This window comes from Vibrio limimangrovi (assembly GCF_054064025.1).
In genome coordinates this window covers 662,114-688,616 of record NZ_JBSUGF010000007.1, presented here as the reverse complement: position 1 = coordinate 688,616, position 26,503 = coordinate 662,114, and the positions used below count along the sequence as shown (strand labels likewise).

Below are 26,503 nucleotides of genomic sequence, written 5' to 3'. Positions count from 1 at the left end.
CAAGCAGATATGATAAGTTGGCAAGAAACTACTCAGCGATGGTAGCCCTTTCATTCACTATGATGTGGCTACCGAAATACTGCTGAGTAATTTGTCGATATGAAAGATCAACAGGCCCTAGAGCCAACTTTATTGGATACGCCGACGATTTCGTCGTCACCTGTGCTTCAAAGGAAGTGCTGGAGAACGATATCAAACCGTTGATTGCTGATTTCTTAGCAGAAAGAGGCTTAACACTCTCCGAAGAGAAAACGCACATTACCCATATCAGCCGTGGTTTTGATTTCTTAGGTTTTAATCATAGGAAGTACAAAGGGAAATTGCTCATTAAACCGAGCAAATCCAACACACTGCTGTTCTTGAGTAACTTGCGCGAACTCATCAAAAAGCACGCAACTATCCCCGTTAACGATTTAATCAAGTTGATAAATCCGAAACTCAGGGGCTGGTCGAATTACTATCGACACTGCGTTGCGAAACAGGTATTCGGATATGTAGATCACAAGCTATTCCATACGTTATGGCACTGGGCTAAAAGGCGTCATCCAACAAAATCTAGAACTTGGATCGCCCTTAAATACTTCATCAACCGTCAAGGTCAATGGTAATTTCACGGTTGGCAGAAGATCATGAATATGGATTGTCAGTTCAATCTGTTTCAAATAGCTAAGGTGCCAATAGAGAGACATGTGAAAATCAGGAGTGCCGCTACGCCTTTTGATCCTCAATACCAAGAATACTTGGCTAAGAGAAAATCAAAGAAGCAATGCCGTAACTCTTGGCATGAGCCTGCTCTCGCTGCTTTATAAGTTGCTGGGTGCCAATCGGTGCCTTCGTGAAGGCTTGAGCCTAGTGCGGTGAAAGTTGCACGCTGGGTTCTTAGAGGGACGACACTTGGTAACAAGTGCCGTCTACTCGACAAAAATAATTTAGAGCAATCTGTCGGGTATGATTAACCCTGAATTAAAATGCGACAGATTGCGTCCTAGATAACCCAAATAAAAATTAGGCAATCAATCAGCTTTTGACGTCATTGCTCCTCGTTATCTGAATCTGAGTATCTGGATAATGGCTTTTTTCCTGGATCTTGTTATGCATTGATTCAATCAAACTATCCAAAAGAAAATTAAATTTTTTTGGGCTCATCTCAATAACTTCATCCTCGGTATAGATACGGTGAAAAAGCTGAGTACCAGAGAGTTCTGCCATATGTACTTCTAAAGCAATTAATATTTCTTCATCATTTTTGCCGTGAAGATCTACATGAAAAATCTCATATAAAATTTCTTTTAATTTATCTTGAAGTTGCTCTCCCAAACATTTCCACATCGTACTAACTGATGGCGATGCCTCTTCAATCCTGCCACAAAGCAACTGAGCAAGGTATGACTCAACAGTGCTGCGCGCTTGCTCTACCAACAACGCTGTAAAAATAATCTTGTCACTTTGATTCATATTAGTCTCCTTTTGGTGAATCAGTCAGGAGCTCCTATGATCACGAAAATTTATCGAGTAAAGAGTCACGATCTATTTTTGTCTTTTCATAGATGTATACAGAGGACAATGTTAATCAAAGTATCAATGAAACAGTTCAAGTCCGAGTTAGTGCCTTAACCCTTTTTCAATTGTCGTAAATCCCTAACTCTTTCCTCAAATCCCTAGTTAATCTCTCGATTGGAATTGATCAATTTTTTGCAGCCTGATAAGGTGACAATATAGTGAGTCAATCCAACAGCCTACCTGGGCTCAAACAGAATTCACCGTCTTAAAATCAGTGCTTTATGGTGCGTAAACAGAGTCACCTAGGGTTCAAATCCCTATCTCTCCGCCACTATTCATAGAAAGAAGCCGCTGATTTATCAGCGGTTTTTTCGTTTCAGGGCACCTAGGTTGGCTACAGTGAGTCAATTAGGTGAGTCAATGTATCTATTCAAAAACCGCTACTCTGTTTACTTTGTCAGACTTTGTACCCCAAAGACCTTAGTCAAACTCGGCTATCCATTCGATTTTAAGTTCAGCCTCAAGACCAAAATTCGCGCCATTGCGAGCGCTGCAAGGTTTTCTAGACTCAGTATTTAAACTGGCTAATATCCCGCTTGTTAGTCCGCATTACACCTGTATAAGCCGTCGAGCTAAGGAAGTTGAGGTTTCATTTCAAACCAAAACCAGAGGTGCGATACAACATCTGGCCTTTGATGCCACTGGTCTCAAGGTTTATGGCGAAGGTGAATGGAAGGTCAAAAAGCATGGTACTAATGGGAAGCGTAGAGTTTGGCGTAAGCTACATATCGCTGTAGATACTAACACCCACGAAATAGTCGCAGCAGAGGTGAGCTTATCTAACGTAACCGATGCCGAAGTTCTTCCTAACTTACTTAAGCAGACACGTCGCAAAATCACTGAGATATTAGGCGATGGTGCTTATGACACAAGGAATTGCCATGATGCAATACGGATCTCCGCTCATTCCACAAAGAGAAGGAGCAGCCTTCTGGGAGCAAGGACATCCTCGTAACTTAGAGTAGGTTGTCAAAAGCTCTACGGCTCCAACAAGAAGTGGAAAAAGCGGTATGGCTAACATAAGCGCTCGCTATCAGAGACAGCAATGTATCGGGTGAAACAGTTGCTAGGTGGAAAGTTAAGCCTAAGAAATTACGACGCTCAGGTTGGCGAGACTTACGCAATGCTCAAAGCGCTGAACAAACTTACAGGGCTAGGTATGCCCAAAACTCAGTGCATTGTTTAATAATTACTCACTTTTAGGCATCTTCGCTTTCCATTGGAATTACGCAACAAAGCCCTGCACTATGTAAAGAACGAAAAGTAAGACTGAACATTTGAGTGAAATATCACACCATGTATTTTGAAGAAGGATAAAAGAGCCGCTGGCTAAAAAGTGGCTCTTTAGTTTAAAGCATGGTTTTACGGTACCCCACCAATAACAAGAGCAGGAAGTAAAGGCTACCCAAAATAGAAACAACGAGACCTGCTGCAATTTCTGATGGAGGCATTAGCGTTCGCCCTAGCCCGTCAGCCCAAATCAACAAGATAGCCCCTGTCATACCAGCTGCGGGAATTAAATGAGTGTGACGATACAATCCGAGTAAACGCGCGCAATGTGGTGCTAGCAGACCGATAAAGCTGATCGCACCCACACAGGAAATCGAGATGGCGGTAAGAACACCTGCGACTGCTAACATCAACAAACGATAAGGTTTAAGTGTGACCCCTACCACTTGCGGAATCACCTCCCCTAATGGAATAACATCTAAACTTCTTAAAAGAGGAATTGAAATCAGCAAAGCTAAAACCAACGTGCTGATTAACGGCATAATTGCGTCAGCAGACGCGCCATAGACCGATCCAGACAACCACATCAAGGTTACCGATGACGTTGCACTACCAAACGTCAGTAGGATGTGTGTTGCAGTCCCCGTAAATGCTGAAATGACAATGCCAAACAGGGCAAGTTGGGAAACGCTCAGTTGCTGATTTATCCCCCAAAACAATATCCCTATCACTAATAACGCCCCAGCCAAAGCTGCTACCATTAACCAACCTTGTCCGGCACCGGGAAATATCACCAGTAAACAAGCGATTAATAAAACAGCACTTGTGCTGACACCCGATATATCGGGGCTTGCTAATGGGTTATTAAACAGCGTCTGTAATAACGTACCTCCGAATGCCAGTGCAAATCCTGCTAGCCCAGCCAGCCATAAACGATTGAACACCCACTCCGCACCTAAGGAGCCTGAAGGCTCAGCCCAAAATACGATCGAGCACACCAATAAAACCGCTAACAGACACAGCGTCCAGCTTGGTTTAAGTTTAACCAGTGGTCGCAAACCGATAACCTGCTGTTCGGTGGCTGCAAGTACACGACCACTTCGACCGAATAACAATACGAGGAAAAATGGTGTCCCAAGAAATGCGGCAAACGCACCTGTTGGAAGTCGATACCCCAAAAAGAGTAAGCTGCGTGAGCACCACTCCGCACCTAGCACCAGTAACGCACCAATAATGAGTGACACTCCCCAAAGGAGCGCTACATTTCGCCCCTTGCGATTCGCCACACAGATATAACGCGCCAAGTGCGGCGCCATCAAACCAATAAAACCGACCATACCAACCATGGCAATTGCTAATGATGATTGTGCGACCGCTAATGATAAAATCAACCAGCGCCAACGACCTACCGCTACTCCCAGAGAGTGAGCGTGGGTTTCGCCCAATTGAAACAAAGACAGTTTTGGTAAAACGAGCGAAGCCAACATTAGCGTGATAACGGCTGGAATCCATACGGCTTGGAATGGCTCGGCAGAACTTTGCAATACCTGACCACTCCCCCACAGGAAGAGCCCATCGGTTTCATTCTCAAAATAGAGCAAAAAGACAGACGCAATGGCTCCCGCCCCTAAACCTATCGCCATGCCTACCAAAATAACCGGAAGTTTACCTCCGCCAATTAAGCGACTCACCATCAGAACAATCAAAGCGACGAGCACACTGCCCAAAAAAGCCGCTCCCCATACCATCAGTAGTCCGCTATCGGGAAGAAAGACGCGGGTCAATACTGCACCTAAAAGCGCTCCGGATGCGATGCCTAAAGTCGAAGGCGAAGAGAATTCATTTTCCAGAGATGTTTGTATTAGCAACCCAGAACTTGCAAGCAAAGCGCCGGTGATAATGGCCATTCCAATAGTCGGTAGCCAGATTGCCTGCATCATCATGTCAGACAATGCCGGATCACTCACTGGTGAAATAGTAAAGAGATACCCTGCAACTACTAAGACCATTGCTAATAACGTAGAGCTCCAAACTTTAACCATCAGTCGTCTCCTTCCAATTAAGCAGCGACGTTGCAAATGCATTTGCCATTCGAGAAATAGAGGCAGGACCACCGAAACTCCACAAAGGCTCAACATTTGAATAAAGATGTTGTTTCACAAACGGGAGATATGGCCAAACTGGGGAACTCGTCATCCGTTCACTGTCGGTTTGATTACCCGCCAATAATAGATGCGTATGATTTATGTCTGGTAACTGTTCCAGCTGTAAGTGAACAAAATCTTTACCCGGCAAGGTAGAATGCCAACTGTAATTCAAGCCCAGTTCACTGGCGACGGATCCCGCTAGGCTGTCTTTTGAGAACATGCGTAAGCCGTAACCCATCCCAACAAACTTACCGTACGCGATGGATTTATTTTCCATCCCACGCGCCACTAATTTTTGGCGTAAATCGCTTAATGTCTGGTGCATCTGATCTACCAGCATCTCCCCTTTTGAGCGCTTTCCAGTTAACGTTGCCAATTGACGAAAGACAACAATTGACTGTTGAAAGTAACTAAAATCGGCTTGTCCTACCTGCGGAAATTGCTGGTAAAGTAGGGTCGGCGCAATACCATTTAATGCCTTAATAAGCCGTTGATGACGAAAGTCATACCCAACGATAAGATCAGGCTCTAACTTTGCTATTTCAGTTAAGTTTGGTTCTTGTCTGCGACCAATTTCTACCACACCGTCTGGTAATTCAGGGTGGTTAGTCTGCCACTTACGATACCCCTTTAATTCGGTGACACCAACGGGGATAACACCAAGGGAAAGCAGCATTTCAGCGGCAGTCCAATTCAGCGCAACCACTCTTACTGCTGGTTTATCCAACGTCACGCACGTAGAAGCACAAACATTCAACTTTGCCTCATCTGGAGGTGGATTCGCCATCGTCGCAGCTGAGTATAGAAACACAGTAAACAGTAACCAGTGCTTCATGGCGTCACCTCGGTCATGAGCACTCGCTGATGATCAATATGATGTTCATTCACTCTGGTCTGATACACCCGAGTAATTCGCTCCGCAGTAATGACTTCATTTACATCTCCAGCGGATACCATTTCTCCATTGTGGAGTAACATCGCGCGATCGCTGTAATGAAGCGCTTGGTTTAAATCATGCAGAACCCAGATGATCGTTTTATCAAACTCGCGGTTTAGACGACGTACAATATTCAGCAACGCTTGTTGATGATGAATATCAAGCCATGAAGTCGGTTCATCAAGCATGAGAATCGGTGTGTCTTGTGCCAGCACCATCGCGAGCCAACATCGTTGCAATTCCCCACCAGATAAACCTGTCAGCAATCGCTCGCGATATTCTTCAACGCCAGCTTCTGACATCGCCCAATCAATAATCGACTGGTCACGGTTGTTGAGGCCACGATACCAAGGCCGATGAGGGTGTCGTCCAAATGTCACTAAATCTTCAACTGTCAGAGTCGAAGGTACCGGATTACGTTGCGGCATCAATGCCATTTTTTGAGCAATGTTTGCGCGAGGCTGTTTTGATAAAAGCTCACCATTCAATGAAACCGTACCTGAATCCGGGCGACGTAGCTGACTCAGAATAGACAACAACGTTGATTTTCCTGAACCATTTGGCCCAATCAAAGCTGTAACAGAGCCTTCGGGAAAACTACCACTCATCGGTGAGAGAATCGTTTTCCCTCCAACCTGGAGGGAAATATCGTTAAATTGCAACACTGCCTTCACCTTAGAACGTGGCACTGTAGTTAACAGTGAACGTACGCCCTAAACCATTATGTGTATATATAGCTTCTGGAGAACTTGAGCCATAAAGCATCTGTGAACGCTGGCTCCAGATAGTTTCATAGTCTCGATCCAGCAAGTTCAGAATACCAAGATTGATACGACCTACCGGCAGGGCGTAATACGCGTTCAGGTTAGTCAGGGTGTAGCTTTCAAGCTTTTCACCCGCATCATCTTCATAAGAAATGAAGCTATTCACTTTTAGCTCCGCGCCGTACTCGTAATTATCGTAACCAATCCATGCGCTGCCTGAGCTTGGGCTGGCTGAAGCGGCTTCAAGATCGATCCACTTGCCATCATCTTTGGTTTCACTAACAACGTAATGGGCTTGGACACCGCTGTAGAGTTCATTGGTGAGCTGATAAACCACCTGACCTTCTAACCCGTAAATGCGCTTATCATCATCGGCAACTTGCACAGCATAGGTGGTGCGATCGTAAGTTACGGTTTTATCAGACTGAGAATAATATCCGGCAATCTGGGCGTTCCAGTCATTCTGAGCCATACGCCAACCTAACTCGAATGAATTGGTTTTGACGCCTTGTAGCTCTGTATTTGCAACCGATGTTGACGACAACAAATTTGCCCCTTCGCCAAACGGACCATCATATCTGCCCTGACCAAAAAATCTCGCTGGGTCCGGAACATCAAAGCCTTGAGAGAAGTTGCCCCATACCTGCATGTCTTCGCTTAAGTGATACACACTGCCGACATTAAACAGCCATTCATCGTAATCAGTTTTCCCACCCGATATGCTATCTGGTTGTGTCGTACCATACAGCCCTAATTGATATAGGTGCTGTTGAAGCACACTGACATGGTCACCCACTTTATGCTCGATATTCTCGTAACGGAAACCACCACTTACCGTCCAATCATCCGTGACATCCCAATCAACTTGGTTGAATAGTGCCCAGTAACGACTATCGATATCAGGATAACGCTGCAGCTTTTGCGTCGGGTTGAAGATCATGCCTCCTGAAGAGACTGAAGTAACGGTATCGTAAATGGTTTGATCCGCTTCAAACGACTCTTTAGAAGCATCGAACCCATATGTCACGCTTAAGGTATCCCAGCTTTTGATCAAAGCTAAGTTCGCCCCAAAAATTGAGGTTTTCTGTTCCGATGCACCATACAGTGGGTACACACTTCCTGGAAACGGTGAGCCAGTGACGCGAGGTAGTGACGGATACGGGAAAAAGCGCAATGATTCATCTCGATAATAAGCTTGTGCAAGTAAGCGTTGCCCGAGAACATTGTCATGACTGTACTGTGCATTCACCATCACTCGCTCTGTATTTGGCTGCTTGTCCAGCTTTAAGCCTTTTCGGGTTTCAATTTGAGAAGAGTCAGTTAAACCAGATAAATTGGCGCCTAAATACGTCGAATATTCAGAATCTTGCTCACTGTTGTAGTACTGCGTCACAACTGATAACGATTGGTTTTCGTCAGGTGTAAATTCAACCGTCCCCATAAGGTCAATGGTTTCATTAAACTGCATATCGGTTTGGGTAATGTCGGGACGAATGATGTCTCCATTCGCATCATACGCTGCGCCACTTTTCGAATGAGCAACGGATGCACGCCCACGAATTAACTCACTGCCTCCTGATACGGCCAGTGCGATTTGTTTTGTCAGATCATCACTCGAGTTAAAGCCTGTCTTTGCTCCGATTTTTGTTTCAACCGAGAGTTCTTCACTCGACGCCTTTTTAGTAATGATGTTGATAATGCCACCCGCAGCACCTGCACCATAAACCGACGTCGCCCCTGAAAGCACTTCAACACGGGCTATATTAAACGGGTCAATGCTGTCTAGCTGTCGGCTGATACTCCGCGTTGAGTTTAACGATACGCCATCAATCATGACCAAAGCCGAGCGACCCCGTAAGTTCTGGGAATAATTTGTCCGAGCATCGCTGCCAAAGTCAAACCCCGGAATTAACTCACCTAAAGCATTCTTAAGATCCAGTCCTGAATTGACTGCCCTCTCAAGGCTTTCTTGATCCACAACCCACATGGTTGAAGCCACATCAGAAATAGCCGTTTCAGTGCGACTTCCTGTGACGACCATAGTGTCTGAATATGCCGCATGGCTAATATTGGCAAAAATAATTAAAGCGAGAGGACTAAACTTAGCCACACATCGAGCATTGTCTTGCATAGTATGAGAGATCCATTCTTGTATTTAGTTTAAATAGACAAATAAGTGCTAAGCACAATCATTTTTCAAAATCCTATCTCGAGTAACCCATTGCGCTTCTCAACCGAAAATGAGCAATATCAAAAGCCGCGGTAATATTAAGAAAACCACTGAGTACTGTGAGGTAGGCACTTTTGAAAGGAAAATAGTTAAACCATTTGGTGTGTCCGGTAGAGACTAAACAGAAACTGATGACAAGCAACATTTGAAACACCACAAACACTAACCAAAATGATAACTATTTTTATTACTATTAAATATTAGATAGCAACATGTCAACAATAATGTGCATAAATGTAACCATTCAAATTAATGATAAATATGTAAATTAAAGGTATAGCTAGGAGGGTTAAGTTCTGTAGCTCACTGACTACAGGTTAATGGTTATATGGGTATAGATGAGTCTGGAAAGCGCCTGATCTCATCTATACCGGACAAGGAAGACTTCCCATACTCAGGTGTGTGCAAGACGTATTCAACAGCGGATTTTTGCTCTAGCTCGCCACCAAAAACCTTTTGCAGTATTTGGGTGGCGTCCCCTATGGTTAAACTGGTAAATTCGATCTCAAACCCAACACGGCGAACCTCTTGATCTTCTGTCGCCGTTAAAGGCAGAGTTTTAAATGCCATTATTGACTCCACTTATGATGATGATTACATATTCAAAAATCGCTTATTCAACAATACTATTCGTAACATAAAAATCTATTTCAAAAAAACATCAAATATTTTCTAATTGTATCGCCTGACCAAATTTACACACTCAATAACTCTCATCCCCTCTCCTCAACGGATGATCAGGCAAGGATTAAGGAGTTTAGCCTCATCTCAATTAAAGCTAAAACCGATAGAATTACCTCATCAGTTTGGAGTGTGAATTATAAAAGCTCAACATTCTTACACTCTAAACTCTGCGAAGCTCGACGAAATAAGTTGGTTAAATATAAGAGTATTGGCTATCAGAATTCGTCATGAAACTATGTTTCATCCTAGAGTTACGCGCCTATTAAGTCATGTAAATGATGTCACCTTTCAGTGTCTGGATGTGAATATTCAACATCTTCTACGGCTCTGGTTAGCATTATTTTCTAACTTCAACTCAAGCAATAATAATCTTCATTACCGAGGAGGTAATATGTCAGTCTCTTATGATTTTTCCGGTAAAGTTGCACTGGTTACGGGTGCAGCATCAGGTATGGGTTTTTCTACCGCGAAAGCGTACGCGGAAGCAGGCGCAGCCGTGATGCTGTCCGACGTCAATCCACAAGCACTGGATGCAGCAGTAGCAGAAATCACTCAGGCAGGCGGTAAAGCGGCTGGCTTTGTGTGTGACGTAACCAAAGAAGAGCAAGTTGAAGCACTTGTTAAACAAACGGTTGAACAATTTGGTGGGTTAGACATGGCGTTCAACAACGCTGGTATCCAGGTTCCTGCGATCGATGCCGCTGATGAGCTGGCCGATGACTTTGACCGTGTAAACGCTATCAACCTACGCGGCGTTTGGGCGAGCATGAAGCACGAGCTTAAATACATGCGTGAGCAAGGCCACGGCTCTATCGTGAACTGCTCTTCTATCGGTGGCTTGGTTGGACTAGGCAAATTGGCCTCTTACCATGCGTCGAAACACGGTGTGATTGGCCTGACCAAGAGTGCTGCACTGGAATACGCTACGCGCGGTATCCGAGTTAATGCGGTCTGCCCGGCAGCAATCGATACTCCGATGGTCGCAGACATGAAAGAAAAAGGCGTATTAAGCGATGAGATCATCGCCGGAATCCAGCCAATCAGTCGTCTGGGTAAAGGCGAAGAAGTGGCAGCAGCAGTAATGTGGCTAAGCAGCGACGCTTCGTCCTTTGTATTAGGTGTGGCTTTGCCTGTGGATGGCGGCGCAACCGCACGCTAAGTAGATACAAACATTCTAATGTTATTTTCAATGAGCGAGATTGTCATCAACGTCATTGAATCATATCAGTGTATTTAGGTGTTTAACGCTTACTTAACCCCCAGTAGGACTAGGGCCTATTGGGGGTTAATAGTCACTGAAGCTATCGTCTATCATTGCTGGTAGACAGGGAAGACGCTGGCATCACCGTAATCCTGGATTTTCTGCATATTATTCAAAACATTCATGTCTTCATCTGAAATCACAAAATCTGCGAGAAATCTTACGAATTTACATTACACAATTGTGTTCAATTCTTGCTGAATAATATTGCAGGGCAAGGCTGCAAATACAGCCACTGGCAATGGCCAGCTTTAACCGGAGTAAATAACTTATTCATTTTGAGCCCAATATTGAATATATCTTTTAGGATTTTATCCGTAATATTGAATAATATTTGGCTCAAATAAAGATCTGTTAAGGACAGACAATGTTGAATTAAATTCTATAATAGTCGGGCCGTCATCAACACCGGTACTTAATCCAACCAACCTTGTTGTGCCTTTTGTACCAACTCATCAACAACAAAACGGATCTTAGGTAATAACTGACCACTTTTAGGCCAAACAACGTTAATTGGAATTTCACCGCCTCCATACTCCTCCAGTACAGTCACCAATTCGCCGCTATCAATATATTGGCCGACCAGCCAGCGTGGTAGCTGGGATAAGCCAGCTCCATTTAATACAGCGCTTAGCATTGCATCTCCATCAGCAAACTCATGGGTCACGGGAGGCGTAAAACGTCTTAAGATTCCTTGGTCATTTTTCAAAAGCCATGTGAATGGTTGATTGCGACGAAACCCAACAACGGTTCTATGGCGAGCTAAGTCATCCGGTGTTTGAGGTGTACCATGAAAGTTTAAGTAATGGGGAGATGCGCACACCACCAATTTTTGTGTCGTCAAACGACGGGCGACCAGTGTGCTACTGTCTTCCAATTCACCGATACGTACCACGAGATCGATACCTTGTTCGATAATATCCACATAGCGTTCATCGAAAGAAAGTGTCAGCTTAAGCTCGGGATATTGATTAGCGATCTCGAGCAAAATCGGCAATAACCGTTTTCGTCCAAAAGCGGCAGGCAGATCAACTCTTAGTCTGCCTGATGGACGGCTGATATGGGAGGTCAGTTCCTGCTCAGCGCGCTCAAGAATGTGTAATGCACTTTGACAGCTAGCCAGATAGCGCTCGCCATCGGCTGTTAAGCTCAAGCTGCGGGTTGTTCGGTTAAACAAAGTAATTCCAAGTCGCTCTTCTAATCGAGCAACAGATTTACCGACGGCAGATTTAGTTAACCCCAAACGTTCGCCAGCAGCAGTAAAACTACCCGTTTTAGCAGTTGTTACAAAAGCCGTTATTCCTCCGAGGCTATCTGATTTTTGCACACTGTTTCCTTTAACTATTTTTAATGGCTACAACATTAGCAATAGCCGGATACCAACCAGGCTGCTGCTGTAAAGAAAGATAATAAGTCTCAGCGTCTGTAGTCATCAACAAACCTGGATTCTCACCATCATCAAAGCTCTGCAAACTGAGTCTTTTATCTCCTGACATTTGCTGGATATTTAATAACATTTGCGAAGCTTCGCCCAACGCGTTAATGGTGGCTGGTAAAGCCGTTTCATCGGATTCCAGCCATCTTTGTAAACGACAAGATAACGCGCTGGCCCGATGCTGACGAAAGCTTTCGTGAAAAACCGTCTCGGGATTGTTTTTAAAGGGCGCTTTTTGAATAACAATAAATTTAGCCACGCCTTCTAGAGACACACGAACGAGTGTTTGATAGCGAATAATTGCACCGCCAACACCACCACTATCCCTCACAGCCTGATAAGGCGTTTCCCATGAGACCTGATACACATCGTCTCGTATCTTTTTAGCTTCAATGTTTTTAACAAAATGCGAACTGATTTCTGGTGGAATAGAATTAAGCCACTGCTTCATTTGCTCGTTCCCTTTCGCTAACAGATGCTGACCAGCATGTACTAGCTCAATCTCGTCATCAAACAGCGCGAGTTGAGAGTATGTGGAAACGGTCTCTCCCTCGAAAAACGCAAACCAATGATGAATGGCTTCTTTTATCGCCAGTTCATCACGCAGAGGAAAATGGTCATTATTCATAATCTGTTATCTCAACACATAAATTACATTCGGCGTAGACGATAACATGTTTATTGTAGAATTTATTTCCACATAAAGTGGACTCAGGGCTTGTTTATCGAACGAGAATTTACACAGACAATACTTGCCAAATATAACAAAAACGTATTTGGAGAAAGTATATGTCAGATAAAAAAGTCCCCCTATCCGTATTAGATTTAGTGCCAATTGGAGAAGGCTTCTCCGTTAGAGAAGCTATCGCTAACAGCACTCGCCTGGCGCAAGCTGCGGAAAAAGCGGGATTCTCCCGTTATTGGGTAGCAGAGCACCATAACCTGAAAGACATTGCCAGTGCTGCAACGTCAGTTATCCTCAGCCACATTGGTGCAAAAACGAAATCCATCCGTATCGGTTCGGGCGGTATTATGTTACCAAACCATGCACCACTAATTGTCGCAGAGCAATTTGCAACGCTTGATGCGCTTTATCCGGGACGCGTCGATCTTGGTCTTGGTCGCGCTCCCGGGACTGATATGCAAACCGCTCGTGCACTGAGAAGGGATGTAACCACTAAGGGCTTAGATTTTCCTGAAATGTTGGAAGAATTACAGTATTTCTTCTCTAAAGAAAGTGCTACAGAATCAATCAAAGCAGTACCAGGAGCTGGGTCATCTGTTCCACTATGGCTTTTAGGTTCAAGCACATTCAGCGCTCAACTAGCTGCTCAAAAAGGTCTACCGTTAGCATTTGCGGCGCACTTTGCTCCAGACGCTATGCAGGCAGCCATTAGTCATTACCGCAAAACTTATCAGCCGTCTGAGCAATTCCCGAAACCGTATGTCATCGTTTGTATTAATGCTGTTGGTGCTGATACGCAAGAGCAGGCTGAATACCTAGCGACAACCGAGCTACAAAAATTCCTTTCACTAGGTCGAGGCGTAGAACAATTTCTTCCTAAGCCAGTTGAAGATATGAATGCTATCTGGAGCCCGATGGAAGCGGTACAAATTAAGAATCAGCTAAGAGAGTCTATCTGGGGTTCCAAAGAGGTGATTCGCCAGCGTCTTGATGATTTGGTAACACGTACGGGTGCCGATGAAATTATGGTCAACTCTTGGATCCATGATCCACAAGCACGCATTTACTCTCACCAAGTCATTGCTAATGCTTGGCTGTAAGGGGCTGAAATGACAAATCATCCTACGGATCGTGCAGCAGTCAAAGAACTTATGACACGATTAACGACATTCTGGATGACTGGCGGTGATGAGTTGAAACCCGAAGATTTCAGTCACGTTAGTCAACTTTTCAGTAGTCATCACGGTAATGCAGAAGGCTTTACCGACATCACGGCAAAATTCAAACAAGATACGGCCAATAGCCCTATGCAGGGCAAGTTGACGAACTTATATGTGGCAACCGACGGTCAGCATGCGGTAGCAAGTTTTTACTCGTTCGGATTACTCGGTGATAGCAGTTTACTCGGTATTAGAAACAGAAACCTGTTTCTTTTTGGTAGCACGCAAGTCGTACAGTTATCGAAACTCAATGAGCGTTGGTGTATCGATACCATCCGGTTAACCATAAACTGGTCCAAAGGTAATGTGAATCAGGTTCCGCATTGGCAGAACCTACCGGGAGAACATGGCTGGGAGATGGGGTTTGAAGCCCCGGCGCTGGTGAGTGAATTACATTCTCCTTGGGCAGTCATGCCTGATGTTCCACCACCAGAAAACCTGCAAGAAGCTCTGGAGGAGCTTTACTACCGCTACGCGTTTTCTGTTGATCAAAATGATATGGGGCTACTAAAAACCTCTTACACGGAGGATATATCCGGTGGTTTCGCACCGGTGGGTAATCTTTCAGGTCGACATCAGGTGATCGGGACACTCAAAAACTTCCGCCACCTTGCATCGGTCTGGCAACATTTTGCAGAAGTTGTCCGCTATGAAGAAGAGGACGACGGTAAACATGTAAAACTGATAGTCGCGCGTATTATTCCTGAGCGACCTTTCGATGAGGCTGGTAATACGCTTTTCGGTGCTCACTATCAGCTTCTGGCCAGAAAGCTGGAATCTGGCCAGTGGAACTTCTGCTGGACAGATTATCGCCCGGGTTGGTTTACCATGAATACCATTCCCGAATTTGATATCGGTAATGCCACCGCATAAAAATAAACTAGATCACACACCTTAGCACTCACAAACAGTGATTCAGTTAGGGTGTGTATCCGGCTTGAATCTCGCCGCTACCAACTACATTGCCTTTATTCGTCAACATCATTCGCCCGAGCAATTGTGCATGGGTGTTCTCCTGCAATGTCGTATAACACTTCCAGCTTGACTTAAACAACATATACAATTTGATCATGCCGACGGATTACACCTATACGGTGATGAACTCAATGCACTTTGTATCAAAGGAGAAAGCGGTGAGGTTGTCCCATATAATTTGGTATCAATCAATGATGACACTCTAATTTTAGATGGCAAATTTGAGCAAACATTAAACATCCAATTTGCCTGTACACCCTACTACGAGGTCAATCTTTACAATCGTTCTGAAATTCCAGCAATACCATTTGAAGTTAATATCTAGCCTTTCGCATTGATTTGGTATCAGAGTGATATTCCTCTAACCCTCTACACAGATTATTTGCGTTAGAAAAGGTATCTCAAATCGCACTTGGATGATCGAATAGTAAACTATGCGTAATTTTGAATAAGACAATAGCGAGTCAACATAGAGCCTGCTGACTCGCTTATGGTTGGGAATCCATTTATTTTAGCTGTGTGATTTCATTGATAGTCGTGACGTCTTATACGCAAGATATGCAGCGACCAACAATAGTAGTGAGCTCACTACAAATGTGCTTTGGTAGCCTCTGGTATCAAATAGAATACCGCCAATTGTCGAACCTAAAGCGATAGATAACTGAATAACAGCTACCATTAATCCACCTCCAGACTCTGCATCGTTTGGCAATGTTTTTGGGACCCAAACCCACCACCCCACTGGAGCAGCAGTGGCAACAAACCCCCAAAGGCCGAGAAGCGGGATAACAACACCAGCCCAGTCCCCCCAAAATACTAAAGAGAAGGCGATCACGGACATTAAGACAGGTATTGCAATTAAAGTTAGGTAGAATGCTCTTTTCAAAGGAAAGTTAATAAGTGCCGTACCCACAAAACCAGCAATTCCGATCACCATCAGTGTCATCGACAGGGTTGTGACATCTGCAAGGGTGACTTTTTCAAGAAACGGGCGAATGTAGGTATAAAAGCTGAATTGCCCCATAAAGAAAATACCTACTGAGAGCAGACCAACACATACAACTGGCCTACGAAGTAGTGTAAAAATGGAAAATACGCTTCCCTCGCTTGTTGCACTTTTTTGTACAGGCATAGAAGGTAAACTCATCCATTGCCAGATTAATGCAATCAAAGACACAGGAATCAGCCCCAAAAACGTACCACGCCAGCCAATAATGGAGCCTAAATAAGCACCCAGGGGAGCCGCTATGACAATGGCAAGAGCATTTCCACTATTGAAAATAGCCAAAGCGCGTGAGACCTGATGTTCGGGAACCAGTCGCATTGCAATAGCCGCAGACATTGACCAAAAGCCGCCTATCACCGCACCAATGAGCGCTCTGCCCACCATGTAAGTTGTATAGTTATCAGCAACACCGACAATTGCACCGGAAAGCCCCATCATGCCAGTGAGGAGTAAAAGTAAGGTTTTACGGTTCATATTACCGCTCAAGACCGAAATGAACAGACTGGTGAAAACCGCAAAAGCACCTGAAATAGCGATACCTTGCCCTGCCATTCCCTCTGTGATTTGTAGAGAATCCGCGATAGGAGTGAGCAAGCTAACAGGCATGAACTCTGAAGCCACCAGTGCGAAAACACACAACGTCATCGCGAACACGCCGCTCCAGTAGGCTGGTACTGATTTTGATTGAGCCTGAGTGATGTTTTCATCCAAAGGTAAGTTGTTGATTTTAGAAGTCATATAATTCGAACTATTTTTAGTAAAAGTTAATTGTGTTGACGATACATATTTCCTGTACGGCTTATATGAATATTGACACGAGTAGGGAAACCTGATTAGTAGTAATAAATTTGATGTACTTGTGAGAAAAACTCAGCAATGAATAATACGAAAATTGATGATTTACAGGCTTTCCTTGCCGTTGCCGAAGCCCAAAGCTTTACCAAAGCGGCGGCAAAACTCGATGTTACGCCATCGGCTTTAAGTCATAGGATGAAACTTTTAGAGGAAAGACTGGGCTTAAGATTACTCGCCCGTACGACAAGAAATGTGTCACCAACCGAAGCCGGACAAAGATTAATTACATCGTTAACGCCTCTTTTTGAGATGATTAGTCAAGAAGTTGAAGCGCTTGGAGAATTACGAGACAAACCAGTTGGCACTATTCGCATATCCTGTACTGATGACCAAATTGAATTATGCCTAAGACCGAAATTGGCAGCGTTTTTGAGAGAATTCCCTGACGTTACCGTGGAACTTTACGTTGATTACGGTTTTACTAACGTAGTAACAGAAAGGTTTGATGCAGGAATTCGTTTAGGTGAGTCGATAAGTCAGGACATGATAGCAGTACCAGTAGGTCCTGATATTCGTTTGGTTGTAGTAGGCTCTCCTGACTACTTTAACCAATACGACGAACCCAAAACACCTTATGATTTACCCGAACACTCATGTATTGATATCCGTCATCGCCCCGAAGGTGCTGTCTATGCGTGGGAGTTTGAAAAAGATGGTAAAGAGTTTACCGTCAAAGGAAAAGGTCAGATTGTCTTCAATAGTATCATTCACGTATTGAATGCTGCGGTTGATGGCATTGGCCTGGGTTTTGTTCCCGAAGAATTGGCAAGACCGTATCTTGATGATGGCAGATTAAAAACAGTCCTAACGGATTGGACACCGCATTTTCCGGGATTTCATCTTTACTACCCCAACCGACGACAATCCTCTCCCGCTTTCTTAGCCTTTGTTGAAGCATTTAGGCATACAAATAAGTAGTGCATAGGCATTTGGCATTGGAGTTAATGAACTAATTGCTTCTTAGCCAGGAGACGATAGCGCTCCCCATTTCGCACCATTCACTTCAAAGCCGGCCACATACTCGAGATTCATACAGAATAAAGAGGAAAAGCTGTTTAAAATTGAAGCGCTCTGGCTCGAATTACATTGGGTTATAGACAACGACATTTTTTATTTTTAAACCCCTATAAAATAAAAAAGATCTCGATCACATTTTCAAGGAATGTCCTAAAATAAACGTGGTACTACATGTAAAGGAGGTTGAAATGACAAAGCTATGTAAATGGATTACCACATTTGCGTTTTTGTTTTCATTTAACGCTATGGCTAGTAGCCCGATAGAAGCAGTTAGTATCGAGTCTAGTAAACACGCTCTTAATGCTGAACAAGTACAAGTTACTCTTAATGCATGGAAGGCGAACGAGTTAGAAAAAATCAACTCAGCCAGAATCATACAATTTCAGCATGATGGTGCGCCAATAGGTGCTAGAGAAGAAATGGCAAGATATCTCGTTGAACGCAAATATCAAGCTGCAATGACGCAACTTAACTTGTAAACGATGCTTTAGCCCAAGAAATATATACTACTGACACTTTGCCCTACTTGTTAGGGCAAAGTTTTGTTGATGTTATGTTTGTCTGAATTCGTTTCATCGTTCTTAAGCAACAGGATAGTGCGTAACGACAAACTCTCACCAACGGCTAAGTTATAACTGCACTTTTGTGCCTGACCGAACGTCTCTTGGGGTGACATTAAACGTTTTTTTAAATTTAGTAGAAAAGTAATTCGCGTCTTGATAACCCACTCTGTACGCGATATCGGTGATTGAGTGCTCACTGTATAGTAATTCTTCAAGCGCTTTACTGGCACGAACGTAATTAAGGTAATTATTGAAATTTAAACCAGTCAAGCGATTGAGTATGTTTGTCAATTGTTTAGGTGAGATATCCGCTTTGTCAGCAAGTTCTTGTAAGCCATTCGGTTCCGAGTAATTTTGCTGCAAATAAGACATGATAGAAATCACTTTTTCTTCACTGCTATCTCCAGAAATCTCAAATAATTTTCCACGCGACAGTTCCACTAACAGTAAGTTAAACAGTGACTGGCAAATAATGCTCGATTCTGGAGACAGCGAATGTGACTCCTTATCGAGTCTCGCGATGATTTGATTTACGTGCAGACTGCTTGCATCATTCAGAAACCAACCATTGGCTTCTTTCGGTCCGGTCGGTATGTACTTTTTTAATGATGAATCGACTGATAGCTTGGTTTGGTCGAACAGTACATTACTAAGGTGAAGATTATTCACATTCTCGAATAAATGCCTGTCTTCTCTTTTAACGAAACAAACGTAGTTCTTGCTTAAACTCATCGGAACATCATTTACAACGTGTGTTCCGCTGCCACCGGATACAATAATTAACTCTTCGAATGAATGAGCGTGCTCCGGATAAGCAGATTGTGGTGCTCTTAGTTCTGTTGCAATTGGAAGTTCAGAACTAGAAAAAAACTCAGACGACTTTAAGTAAATCATAACGTTTAACTTCAGAAAATTTCTACATTGTGAGTAACCGACGTAAGTTGATAACAATATCGTTATAGCAATATGAACTTGTCGACTGACTCCCGTTTATTCGTTCCAGCGCCGAATCCATAGCATCTTATTTTTTGAAATCCCACAATAATAAGATTGACGAATAGAGGGGACATCACAGCCCCCTCCTAAACAATCACGAAAATTAGAGATCATCCCCATTGGTATCAATCACTTCTTTGTACCAATAGAAACTCTTCTTCTTAGAACGAGATAGGTCACCCGTACCATCATCATGCTTATTCACATAGATAAAGCCATAACGCTTCTTGTATTCGCCAGTAGTGAAGGAAACACAATCAATGCAACCCCAAGGCGTGTAGCCCATTAACTGTACGCCATCTTCCACTACAGCTTTCTTCATCTCGCGAATATGTGCTTCCAAATACGCAACGCGATAATCGTCATTAATGCTGCCGTCTTCCTCAACGGTATCCAGTGCTCCAAAGCCATTTTCTACAATAAACAGCGGTTTTTGGTAACGCTCATTCAGCGTATTTAAAGAGTAACGCAGTCCTACCGGATCGACCTGCCAACCCCAATCAGAAGACTTAACATGTGGATTCGGTAAACTACCAGGGAATCCTGTCAGACCTTTACTCTCGCTCTTATTGCTAGCTGAAACTGCCACTGACATGTAGTAGCTAAGACCGATGTAATCACAACAGCCCTCTTTCAGAGTCTGCTCGTCACTTGGATCCATTTCAATGTGGTAGCCTTTTGATTCCCACTCTGTCGCGATGTAAGACGGGTACTCGCCTCTGATATGTACATCACTAAATAGGAAACGATCACGCATAGCCTGGTTTGCAAACAACACGTCTTCTGGATCACATGAGTATGGATAAATCGGAATAAACGCGATCATGCAACCAATCTGGAAATTTGGATTAATTCCGTGACCCAGTTTTACCACTTTTGCACTTGCCACCAATTGGTGGTGAACAACTTGATACATGGTCTGTTCTGGTTTTTCATCATCATTAAAGATAACACCAGAACACGCGTAGCCAAATAGAGGGTAACTGTAGTTCTTCTGGTTATTGATCTCGTTGAAAGTCATCCAGTATTTCACTTTTTCTTTGTAGCGATTCATTACTGTTTCGGCATAATGAATAAAGAAGTCGATAACTTTTCTGCTTCGCCAACCGCCGTATTCTTTTACAAGGTGATTCGGCATTTCGAAGTGAGATAACGTGATAACCGGTTCGATACCGTATTTCAACAATTCATCAAACAGGTCATCATAAAACTGAAGTCCAGCTTCATTTGGTTCAATCTCGTCACCTTGTGGGAAGATACGAGTCCATGCGATAGAGGTTCTGAAACATTTAAAACCCATCTCTGCAAATAAAGCGACGTCCTGTTTGTAATTACCATAAAAATCAATTGCTTCATGGTTTGGGTAGAACGTTCCGTCCAGTACGCCATCAGTGACTACACGTTCTTTATCTACCGCGCCACCACTGAGTACGTCAACAACACTAGGCCCCTTGCCACCTTTGTTCCACCCGCCTTCTACCTGATGAGCAGCTACTGCACCACCCCATAAGAAGTCTTTTGGAAATACATTCTTCATTTGAGCATCTCTTTCAATAATAAAACCAATCTTATAATAGTAATTAAAACTGCTTAACTATGCGTTATGCTTGTAATTTACGATGAATATTGATCAGTTCTTCAATAAGTTCGCGCGCTAGCATCGATGTCATAATATGGTCTTGTGCGTGCACCATAATTAGATTAACCGGCACTTTTCCCTGGCCTTCATCCATACCAATAAGTTCAGTTTGAACGCCATGTGCACGTTTTGCAGCTTCAGTAGATTGAGTCAAAAGGTCATCTACTTCGTCCCATTTACCTTGCTTTGCACTCATTAGTGCTTGCATTGCCAGACTTTTAGACTCACCAGCGTTGATAATAAGTTCCATTACAGTAGATTCAAGATCCATAATAATCTCCTAAAAACGTCTAATTAATTTTAATATTTCTATAAATAGTAGAGTTAAATAATTTACATCATAAGATGAAGGGCATCATTAAGTATTTTTTCACCATTCATCATTCCATAATCTAAAGAGTTTATAATACCAACAGGTTTCCCTTCCGATTCAATTTTATTTCTTAACTCTAATATTTTATGTTTAACTTGAGGACCGAGTAAGAAGCAATCAAATTTAAATATATAGTCTTCAAAATGTTCAACTGATATTGGTTTAATTTCTACATTTATATCTTTATCAAACGCTGCAAACTTCATTTTATTTACAACCATGTTTGCGGACATACCTGCGGTACAACATAGCAATATTCTTTTCATAATATTCTCTACATTTAAACTAAAGCCTCTAACTCTCGAATAGAAACCGATTCCAATGATGGGTAAAAAAACAAAATTTAATTGGCACCCATATCTACAAATCTGGAAAGAAAAGTGCCAATACAATATCCCGTAGACTAGAGCAACCAATACGCAAAGACAGCTCTAACTCATTGTTATTTAACAATTTGAAACCGGTAACATTTTAATGTGAAAATTTTAAGCCAGCATTGCCAAAGCTTCATCAAGGATCTTATCGCCCTTCATCATGCCGTAATCCATTTGGTTAATAACCGCAATTGGCTTTTCAACACTGTCAGCTTTAGCTTTAAATTCACCAAGTTTGTATTTGATTTGCGGACCTAATAAAAAGCAATCGTACTTTGATAAGTTCGCATCAAACTCATCTAAGCCTACAGCGTTAATTTCAACTTCAATATTTTTCACAACCGCTGCTTGTTGCATCTTTTTAACTACCATACTTGTTGACATACCAGCAGCACAGCAAAGAAGAATTTTAGTCATGTTATATACCTTATTTGTTTCATTGTTTCTATATCTATATATTACTCTTTTTTCCACATACCGCTATCATATATTTTATTATATTCTTCAAAGTGTGATTCAATTCAAACAATGTTATTTAGAAAATAATCACTAAATATAAAATATTAACAATATACGCTTTTATAATATATCTAACAAAAATATAAATTATTTAAGTCTAGGTTATTTTATTATTAATAAAAAAGGCCAATGCTTACATAAAATAAACATTGGCAAGAAAAGAGCTTAAAATGTAAGTGTTTCTTTAGCTTTTAATAGGATGATGGAAAGACTCAATCCACCTCTTAATAAAAGATAAATTCTGTTACTTTTTCAGGTGTTCATCGAGGAAGCCAATTACCTTTTCCATGATTTCTGGTTGGTACCATAGGAAACCAGCATGATCAGCACCTTGAACTACGTAACGTGTAGAATCGATACCCTTATCGATTAAAGCTTCATGCAGAATCTTAGTCTGACTTGGTGAAACAATTGGATCTTTATCACCATGCATTAACAAAAATGGGGGAGTTTTGTCAGAAATATGAGTCAGTGGATTTGCATAAGCTGCTTTTTCAGGATTACTTTGAATTGAACCTCCTTCCATAAATGGTACGCCATTTACTAACATGGCTTCGGGAATCGCTTCCGATTCATGCTTCTTCTGACGTTCTGGTGAGAAGTCAGCAGCGACACGAGTCAAATCAGATAAACCATAAAGATCGATCGCAGCTTGTACATCACTGCTGTAATCCAGATTTGCACCCTTATCGAAATCTTTCATTCCATTTGTCGTCGCAGCAATCGCTGCCAGGTATCCACCAGCAGATTCACCCATGATAGCGATACGCTCTGGATCAATACCGAATTTTTGCGCATTTGCACGCATATAACGTACAGCAGATTTCACATCTTCTAACATTCCTGGGAACGTCACCATAGGTACAACACGATAATCAATACTCGCAACTACATACCCTGCTCTCGCCATGTCTACACGTTGACCGATAAATTTCGTTTTCGGTGCATCCATAAAGCCGCCCCCTGTAACAAATAAAACAGCGGGTAATGGGTCAGGAGAGAATGGTTGGATAACATCCATCGAAAGCTTGATCGGGCGCCCCATATTATTGAACGTTTCCGAGTAGACAAAATCAGAATTGAGTCGAATAGGTGGTACAGACATTTCTACTGCAAGTTGAATGCTGTCTTTTTCTGCAGATATTGCCGCCGAAGAAGTCACTAGAAATGCAGAGACCAAGAGAAATTTCTTCATTTTCTTCATCATTTTTCCTTATGAACAACGGAGTTGTCGTTAGTTCGAATATACTTGGCGACGATTCAGTGCTAATTGGTGATCACTGACGTCTAATAGCGCTTAAAAGAACGCTTCCATACGGAAACCAATACGCCATTCATTATCAACATCTAAATCGGTGATTTCCTGGTCACCACCAACGTACGCTAAACTGAAGTTAGTAATTGGAGCGACCCAAGGCAATGTTTTTAGCTGGATAGAAGGACCAGCCGCAATTTTGTACATACCACCATCTACGCCATCGACACCATTTCGGTTGCTCATGTGCGCGTAAATAGCCTCATATTGCATCGAAATGTGATTGGTTAAAGGCTGATAAATATTCACACCAGCAAACGCTTTTTGCTCTGTTTCACCACCATAGTAGTATGATTTTGAAGGTAGGTACGGGTTGATATCCATCAACTCGGTGACACCACGTTCGTCTTCACGGTCGGTGTATTCATAAGTAAGTGCAGGCTCGATTGTAAAGCCTTTAAAGTGATTAATAACACCGTAGTATGAAGCACGCATTGCAATATCATCTTCTTCACTAAGTACAGTTATTCGGTTGGTGTTCAAATATGGCGCAATTACACCTTTACCCGCTTGCACAATAAAAGTGGAGCTGCCATCCATGCCCAGATAAGAACCAAACTTGTACTTACCGAACACGCTTAATGCGTCGCGCTTAGAACCATGATGAGGGAGGTTTGGTACACCTTTTTCATCTAAATAAGTAAATCTGTCTGTTAATTCTTTTACGTAAGTCGCACCGAATTCTGCGTTACCCATTCGATATGCGAAATCAACAAGGTATCTTGATGGCTCTGCTGTTTTGTAGAATTCATCACTCCAACCTGATGGCTCATCCTGGTTGTAACCAATAGTTAAGTCAAAATTGTCGCTGTTATAGCCGAAACCCGCATCTGCATTAATTTCACGGATGTTGTAGGCAAAAATACGGATGCGCTCACCAGTGTATTTACGTCCAGCCCAAACGACTGCATCACTTGGTAGGAAATCGAGACCACCGTATTGTGCGTAGAGTTGTTGCGCTTCGACACCTTTATCCCCGTAGCCAACAACTTCAAAAGTAAGGTCAGCCCATTGGCCATCATCTGCAACACCATCCCAGCGCTTATTCATCGCGATAGCAGTAAACATGTCGTGCCAGTAACTGTTCGCCATATCACCCATTTTACCGCGAGGGTCTTGGTTTGGACCTGTCGGATCGATATGGAATGCCAGGTTTTTGGCTTTACCCGTTTCTGCGTGGAAATCACTCGCCACCATTGCATAACCATGAAACGTAAAACTATCATCAGCAAATGTAGGGACAGAAGTAGTTGCGGCAAGCGCTGCTGAAATTGCCACGACTAAGTTCAACTTCTTCATTTATTATACTCCGTGTTTATTTTTATCATTTACGGAATAGCTACTTAAATCGTCAATAAAGAGTATGTATTTCAATCAAATACAATAATCGAAAGACTGGAATCGTAGAAAGTAACCCACGTAAATCGGTTTATATGTAGAGCACACAGTGAAACACCCCGTTTCTTACTTATATACCCAACATTGATAGTTTCCTAAATTTACGGGAGTATTATTATATCGGTTGTTGCACTCATTATTGTCGGATATTGCGTTACGGTCAGAGATCACATTTTATCGCGCCAACAGCCGAAGACTATTTTGTGACTTGAGTTGTATTTAATCTCTGAAATTCAGTTAAGTGAAATAATATCAATGCGCAATATCACAAAACAAAAAGCCCCTCCTGAATAGGAAGGGCTTTTTAAATAATCAACTATTTTTAATCTTTTTCTATCTTTTTGATGTATTCCATCATTGATGGATCATTAGTGAATCTAAATTTGTCACGATACTCTTTGATACTGACGTTATACTTATCTTTAAAAACCCGATAAAAGTGGGATGCGTTCTCATAACCAGTCATATTAATCACATCTATAATCGCGTGATTAGTATACTTTAACAAGTAGACCGCTCTCTCTAGCCTCTTCTCTAGAACCAATTCGCTGAAGGTTTTTCCGGTAAACTTCTTTAGCAATCGGCTAATTTTATAGTTTGGTTGGTTGAGTTTATCTGCAATCACTTTCAGGCTTGCGTTCTGATAGTTATCATCAATATATTTCAAAACCATTAACGCCAAAGACTCTGAGTAGTTGACACTGACATAGTAATCGCTTTTATCTATGTTGGACAAAAGGTCTGTAATCAGTAGGCCAACTAAAAAGTGAACTCTCATTTGCTTTAAAGAATTATCACTGTATATCTCGTTAATTATTTTAAATACAGAGTTCTGGAGGTCTTCATTATCTCCAACTTTGAAATGAATATGTTCTCCAAGCCTATTGCGACCATTAATAGAAGCCAGGATAAACTCGGTAATTAGATTTTCATTATCAAATAAAGAAATAAGGCGTCCAATAAAATCAGGCTCAATAATAAGGTTAATTATTATATCGTCTTCACCGGCCGCCTCAATTTCATGTTGCGCGAATTGATTTAATAAGAGAATCTCACCCTGACTTTGTTCAATAGTTTTACCGTTAACAACTTGACGCATCTTACCCTGATAAACATAAACCAGTTCTATGTAATCGTGCGAGTGCAAAGGCACACCGATAAACCTGGTTTGCTTCTCAATAAATATGTGCCTGTCGCGGAAAAACTCACGCTTAACGCGCTTTGTAAATATATGATTAAAATCAGGCCTTTGCTCTAATAGCTCTAACTCTTTATCCGTGTATGATAATAACTTTTCATGCACTTCAGCGTTCAACATGC

At 42.5% G+C, this 26,503-nt stretch carries 22 protein-coding genes and 2 pseudogenes; 7 read left to right on the top strand and 17 right to left on the bottom strand.

The annotated features are described in order from the left end of the window. Window positions 1-113: 113 nt before the first annotated feature. Window positions 114-809: pseudogene (locus tag ACWYU8_RS10765) on the top strand (group II intron maturase-specific domain-containing protein); the annotation flags it as partial. A 208-nt stretch (window positions 810-1,017) separates the two neighbouring features. Here the strand turns inward: ACWYU8_RS10765 and ACWYU8_RS10760 are convergent. Beyond that, a complete protein-coding gene (locus tag ACWYU8_RS10760; protein WP_457519561.1) occupies window positions 1,018-1,455 on the bottom strand; it encodes a hypothetical protein in 438 nt (145 codons plus the stop codon). Window positions 1,456-2,038: 583 nt separating this feature from the next. Here ACWYU8_RS10760 and ACWYU8_RS10755 point away from each other — a divergent pair. Beyond that, window positions 2,039-2,746, top strand: a pseudogene (locus ACWYU8_RS10755) (IS5 family transposase); the annotation flags it as partial. Window positions 2,747-2,909: 163 nt separating this feature from the next. On the opposite strand, the gene ACWYU8_RS10750 reads toward ACWYU8_RS10755, so the two are convergent. The 5 genes from ACWYU8_RS10750 to ACWYU8_RS10730 form a co-directional block, all read right to left on the bottom strand. Next, on the bottom strand, window positions 2,910-4,832 hold the full coding sequence (locus ACWYU8_RS10750; protein WP_457519560.1) for an iron ABC transporter permease: 1,923 nt from the start codon (window positions 4,830-4,832) through the stop codon (window positions 2,910-2,912). Continuing rightward, window positions 4,825-5,772: an ABC transporter substrate-binding protein gene (locus ACWYU8_RS10745; RefSeq protein WP_457519559.1), complete on the bottom strand. Its 948-nt coding sequence runs from the start codon at window positions 5,770-5,772 to the stop codon at window positions 4,825-4,827. The genes ACWYU8_RS10750 and ACWYU8_RS10745 overlap by 8 nt, the downstream gene beginning before the upstream one ends. Next, on the bottom strand, window positions 5,769-6,539 hold the full coding sequence (locus ACWYU8_RS10740) for an ABC transporter ATP-binding protein (protein WP_457519558.1): 771 nt from the start codon (window positions 6,537-6,539) through the stop codon (window positions 5,769-5,771). Before ACWYU8_RS10740 ends, ACWYU8_RS10745 begins: the two co-directional genes overlap by 4 nt. A 10-nt stretch (window positions 6,540-6,549) precedes the next feature. Continuing rightward, on the bottom strand, window positions 6,550-8,769 hold the full coding sequence (locus ACWYU8_RS10735; protein ID WP_457519557.1) for a TonB-dependent receptor: 2,220 nt from the start codon (window positions 8,767-8,769) through the stop codon (window positions 6,550-6,552). A 423-nt stretch (window positions 8,770-9,192) separates the two neighbouring features. After that, window positions 9,193-9,438, bottom strand: coding sequence for an amidoligase family protein (locus ACWYU8_RS10730; protein WP_457519556.1), 246 nt, complete (start codon window positions 9,436-9,438; stop codon window positions 9,193-9,195). Between the two features lie 505 nt (window positions 9,439-9,943). On the opposite strand from ACWYU8_RS10730, the gene ACWYU8_RS10725 reads away from it, so the two are divergent. Then, window positions 9,944-10,711 carry a glucose 1-dehydrogenase gene (locus ACWYU8_RS10725; protein ID WP_239947347.1) on the top strand — a complete coding sequence of 256 codons (768 nt, stop codon included), beginning with the start codon at window positions 9,944-9,946 and terminating at the stop codon, window positions 10,709-10,711. A gap of 517 nt (window positions 10,712-11,228) precedes the next feature. Here ACWYU8_RS10725 and ACWYU8_RS10720 read toward each other — a convergent pair. Beyond that, on the bottom strand, window positions 11,229-12,140 hold the full coding sequence (locus ACWYU8_RS10720) for a LysR family transcriptional regulator (protein ID WP_457519555.1): 912 nt from the start codon (window positions 12,138-12,140) through the stop codon (window positions 11,229-11,231). A gap of 10 nt (window positions 12,141-12,150) precedes the next feature. After that, window positions 12,151-12,876 carry a hypothetical protein gene (locus ACWYU8_RS10715; protein ID WP_457519554.1) on the bottom strand — a complete coding sequence of 242 codons (726 nt, stop codon included), beginning with the start codon at window positions 12,874-12,876 and terminating at the stop codon, window positions 12,151-12,153. A 161-nt stretch (window positions 12,877-13,037) separates the two neighbouring features. On the opposite strand from ACWYU8_RS10715, the gene ACWYU8_RS10710 reads away from it, so the two are divergent. Further along, window positions 13,038-14,033 (top strand): LLM class flavin-dependent oxidoreductase, encoded by a 996-nt coding sequence (locus ACWYU8_RS10710; RefSeq protein ID WP_457519553.1) that lies wholly within the window; start codon window positions 13,038-13,040, stop codon window positions 14,031-14,033. A 9-nt stretch (window positions 14,034-14,042) separates the two neighbouring features. Then, on the top strand, window positions 14,043-15,026 hold the full coding sequence (locus ACWYU8_RS10705) for a nuclear transport factor 2 family protein (protein WP_457519552.1): 984 nt from the start codon (window positions 14,043-14,045) through the stop codon (window positions 15,024-15,026). Window positions 15,027-15,639: 613 nt separating this feature from the next. Here the strand turns inward: ACWYU8_RS10705 and ACWYU8_RS10700 are convergent. Further along, complete coding sequence (locus ACWYU8_RS10700; protein ID WP_457519551.1) at window positions 15,640-16,872, bottom strand: MFS transporter; 1,233 nt, start codon at window positions 16,870-16,872, stop codon at window positions 15,640-15,642. Window positions 16,873-17,010: 138 nt separating this feature from the next. Here ACWYU8_RS10700 and ACWYU8_RS10695 point away from each other — a divergent pair, with 138 nt between their 5' ends. Further along, a complete protein-coding gene (locus ACWYU8_RS10695) occupies window positions 17,011-17,907 on the top strand; it encodes a LysR family transcriptional regulator (protein WP_457519550.1) in 897 nt (298 codons plus the stop codon). A gap of 287 nt (window positions 17,908-18,194) precedes the next feature. Next, window positions 18,195-18,485, top strand: a complete 291-nt coding sequence (locus tag ACWYU8_RS10690; RefSeq protein ID WP_457519549.1) for a hypothetical protein — start codon at window positions 18,195-18,197, stop codon at window positions 18,483-18,485. A 150-nt stretch (window positions 18,486-18,635) separates the two neighbouring features. Here the strand turns inward: ACWYU8_RS10690 and ACWYU8_RS10685 are convergent, their stop codons facing one another. The 8 genes from ACWYU8_RS10685 to ACWYU8_RS10650 form a co-directional block, all read right to left on the bottom strand. After that, complete coding sequence (locus tag ACWYU8_RS10685) at window positions 18,636-19,463, bottom strand: helix-turn-helix domain-containing protein (RefSeq protein ID WP_457519548.1); 828 nt, start codon at window positions 19,461-19,463, stop codon at window positions 18,636-18,638. A 205-nt stretch (window positions 19,464-19,668) separates the two neighbouring features. Continuing rightward, window positions 19,669-21,102 (bottom strand): 6-phospho-beta-glucosidase, encoded by a 1,434-nt coding sequence (locus tag ACWYU8_RS10680; RefSeq protein WP_457519547.1) that lies wholly within the window; start codon window positions 21,100-21,102, stop codon window positions 19,669-19,671. A gap of 64 nt (window positions 21,103-21,166) precedes the next feature. Continuing rightward, the gene (locus ACWYU8_RS10675) at window positions 21,167-21,475 is read right to left on the bottom strand and encodes a PTS lactose/cellobiose transporter subunit IIA (protein ID WP_457519546.1); all 309 of its coding nucleotides are present in this window, start codon (window positions 21,473-21,475) and stop codon (window positions 21,167-21,169) included. A 62-nt stretch (window positions 21,476-21,537) separates the two neighbouring features. Beyond that, window positions 21,538-21,843, bottom strand: a complete 306-nt coding sequence (locus ACWYU8_RS10670; protein ID WP_457519545.1) for a PTS sugar transporter subunit IIB — start codon at window positions 21,841-21,843, stop codon at window positions 21,538-21,540. A 219-nt stretch (window positions 21,844-22,062) separates the two neighbouring features. After that, complete coding sequence (locus ACWYU8_RS10665) at window positions 22,063-22,368, bottom strand: PTS sugar transporter subunit IIB (RefSeq protein WP_457519544.1); 306 nt, start codon at window positions 22,366-22,368, stop codon at window positions 22,063-22,065. A 346-nt stretch (window positions 22,369-22,714) separates the two neighbouring features. Continuing rightward, on the bottom strand, window positions 22,715-23,665 hold the full coding sequence (locus ACWYU8_RS10660) for an alpha/beta hydrolase fold domain-containing protein (protein WP_457519543.1): 951 nt from the start codon (window positions 23,663-23,665) through the stop codon (window positions 22,715-22,717). A gap of 102 nt (window positions 23,666-23,767) precedes the next feature. Beyond that, window positions 23,768-25,084: a carbohydrate porin gene (locus ACWYU8_RS10655; protein ID WP_457519542.1), complete on the bottom strand. Its 1,317-nt coding sequence runs from the start codon at window positions 25,082-25,084 to the stop codon at window positions 23,768-23,770. A 421-nt stretch (window positions 25,085-25,505) separates the two neighbouring features. Then, window positions 25,506-26,501, bottom strand: a complete 996-nt coding sequence (locus ACWYU8_RS10650; protein ID WP_457519541.1) for an AraC family transcriptional regulator — start codon at window positions 26,499-26,501, stop codon at window positions 25,506-25,508. Window positions 26,502-26,503: the final 2 nt, after the last annotated feature.

Excerpts from the sequence above, each read along its gene's own strand:
- ACWYU8_RS10760 (WP_457519561.1), bottom strand. The coding sequence starts at position 1,455 with ATGAATCAAAGTGACAAGATTATTTTTACAGCGTTGTTGGTAGAGCAA.
- ACWYU8_RS10750 (WP_457519560.1), bottom strand. The coding sequence starts at position 4,832 with ATGGTTAAAGTTTGGAGCTCTACGTTATTAGCAATGGTCTTAGTAGTT.
- ACWYU8_RS10745 (WP_457519559.1), bottom strand. The coding sequence starts at position 5,772 with ATGAAGCACTGGTTACTGTTTACTGTGTTTCTATACTCAGCTGCGACG.
- ACWYU8_RS10735 (WP_457519557.1), bottom strand. The coding sequence starts at position 8,769 with ATGCAAGACAATGCTCGATGTGTGGCTAAGTTTAGTCCTCTCGCTTTA.
- ACWYU8_RS10730 (WP_457519556.1), bottom strand. The coding sequence starts at position 9,438 with ATGGCATTTAAAACTCTGCCTTTAACGGCGACAGAAGATCAAGAGGTT.
- ACWYU8_RS10725 (WP_239947347.1), top strand. The coding sequence starts at position 9,944 with ATGTCAGTCTCTTATGATTTTTCCGGTAAAGTTGCACTGGTTACGGGT.
- ACWYU8_RS10715 (WP_457519554.1), bottom strand. The coding sequence starts at position 12,876 with ATGAATAATGACCATTTTCCTCTGCGTGATGAACTGGCGATAAAAGAA.
- ACWYU8_RS10710 (WP_457519553.1), top strand. The coding sequence starts at position 13,038 with ATGTCAGATAAAAAAGTCCCCCTATCCGTATTAGATTTAGTGCCAATT.
- ACWYU8_RS10705 (WP_457519552.1), top strand. The coding sequence starts at position 14,043 with ATGACAAATCATCCTACGGATCGTGCAGCAGTCAAAGAACTTATGACA.
- ACWYU8_RS10700 (WP_457519551.1), bottom strand. The coding sequence starts at position 16,872 with ATGACTTCTAAAATCAACAACTTACCTTTGGATGAAAACATCACTCAG.
- ACWYU8_RS10695 (WP_457519550.1), top strand. The coding sequence starts at position 17,011 with ATGAATAATACGAAAATTGATGATTTACAGGCTTTCCTTGCCGTTGCC.
- ACWYU8_RS10690 (WP_457519549.1), top strand. The coding sequence starts at position 18,195 with ATGACAAAGCTATGTAAATGGATTACCACATTTGCGTTTTTGTTTTCA.
- ACWYU8_RS10685 (WP_457519548.1), bottom strand. The coding sequence starts at position 19,463 with ATGATTTACTTAAAGTCGTCTGAGTTTTTTTCTAGTTCTGAACTTCCA.
- ACWYU8_RS10680 (WP_457519547.1), bottom strand. The coding sequence starts at position 21,102 with ATGAAGAATGTATTTCCAAAAGACTTCTTATGGGGTGGTGCAGTAGCT.
- ACWYU8_RS10675 (WP_457519546.1), bottom strand. The coding sequence starts at position 21,475 with ATGGATCTTGAATCTACTGTAATGGAACTTATTATCAACGCTGGTGAG.
- ACWYU8_RS10670 (WP_457519545.1), bottom strand. The coding sequence starts at position 21,843 with ATGAAAAGAATATTGCTATGTTGTACCGCAGGTATGTCCGCAAACATG.
- ACWYU8_RS10665 (WP_457519544.1), bottom strand. The coding sequence starts at position 22,368 with ATGACTAAAATTCTTCTTTGCTGTGCTGCTGGTATGTCAACAAGTATG.
- ACWYU8_RS10660 (WP_457519543.1), bottom strand. The coding sequence starts at position 23,665 with ATGAAGAAATTTCTCTTGGTCTCTGCATTTCTAGTGACTTCTTCGGCG.
- ACWYU8_RS10655 (WP_457519542.1), bottom strand. The coding sequence starts at position 25,084 with ATGAAGAAGTTGAACTTAGTCGTGGCAATTTCAGCAGCGCTTGCCGCA.
- ACWYU8_RS10650 (WP_457519541.1), bottom strand. The coding sequence starts at position 26,501 with ATGTTGAACGCTGAAGTGCATGAAAAGTTATTATCATACACGGATAAA.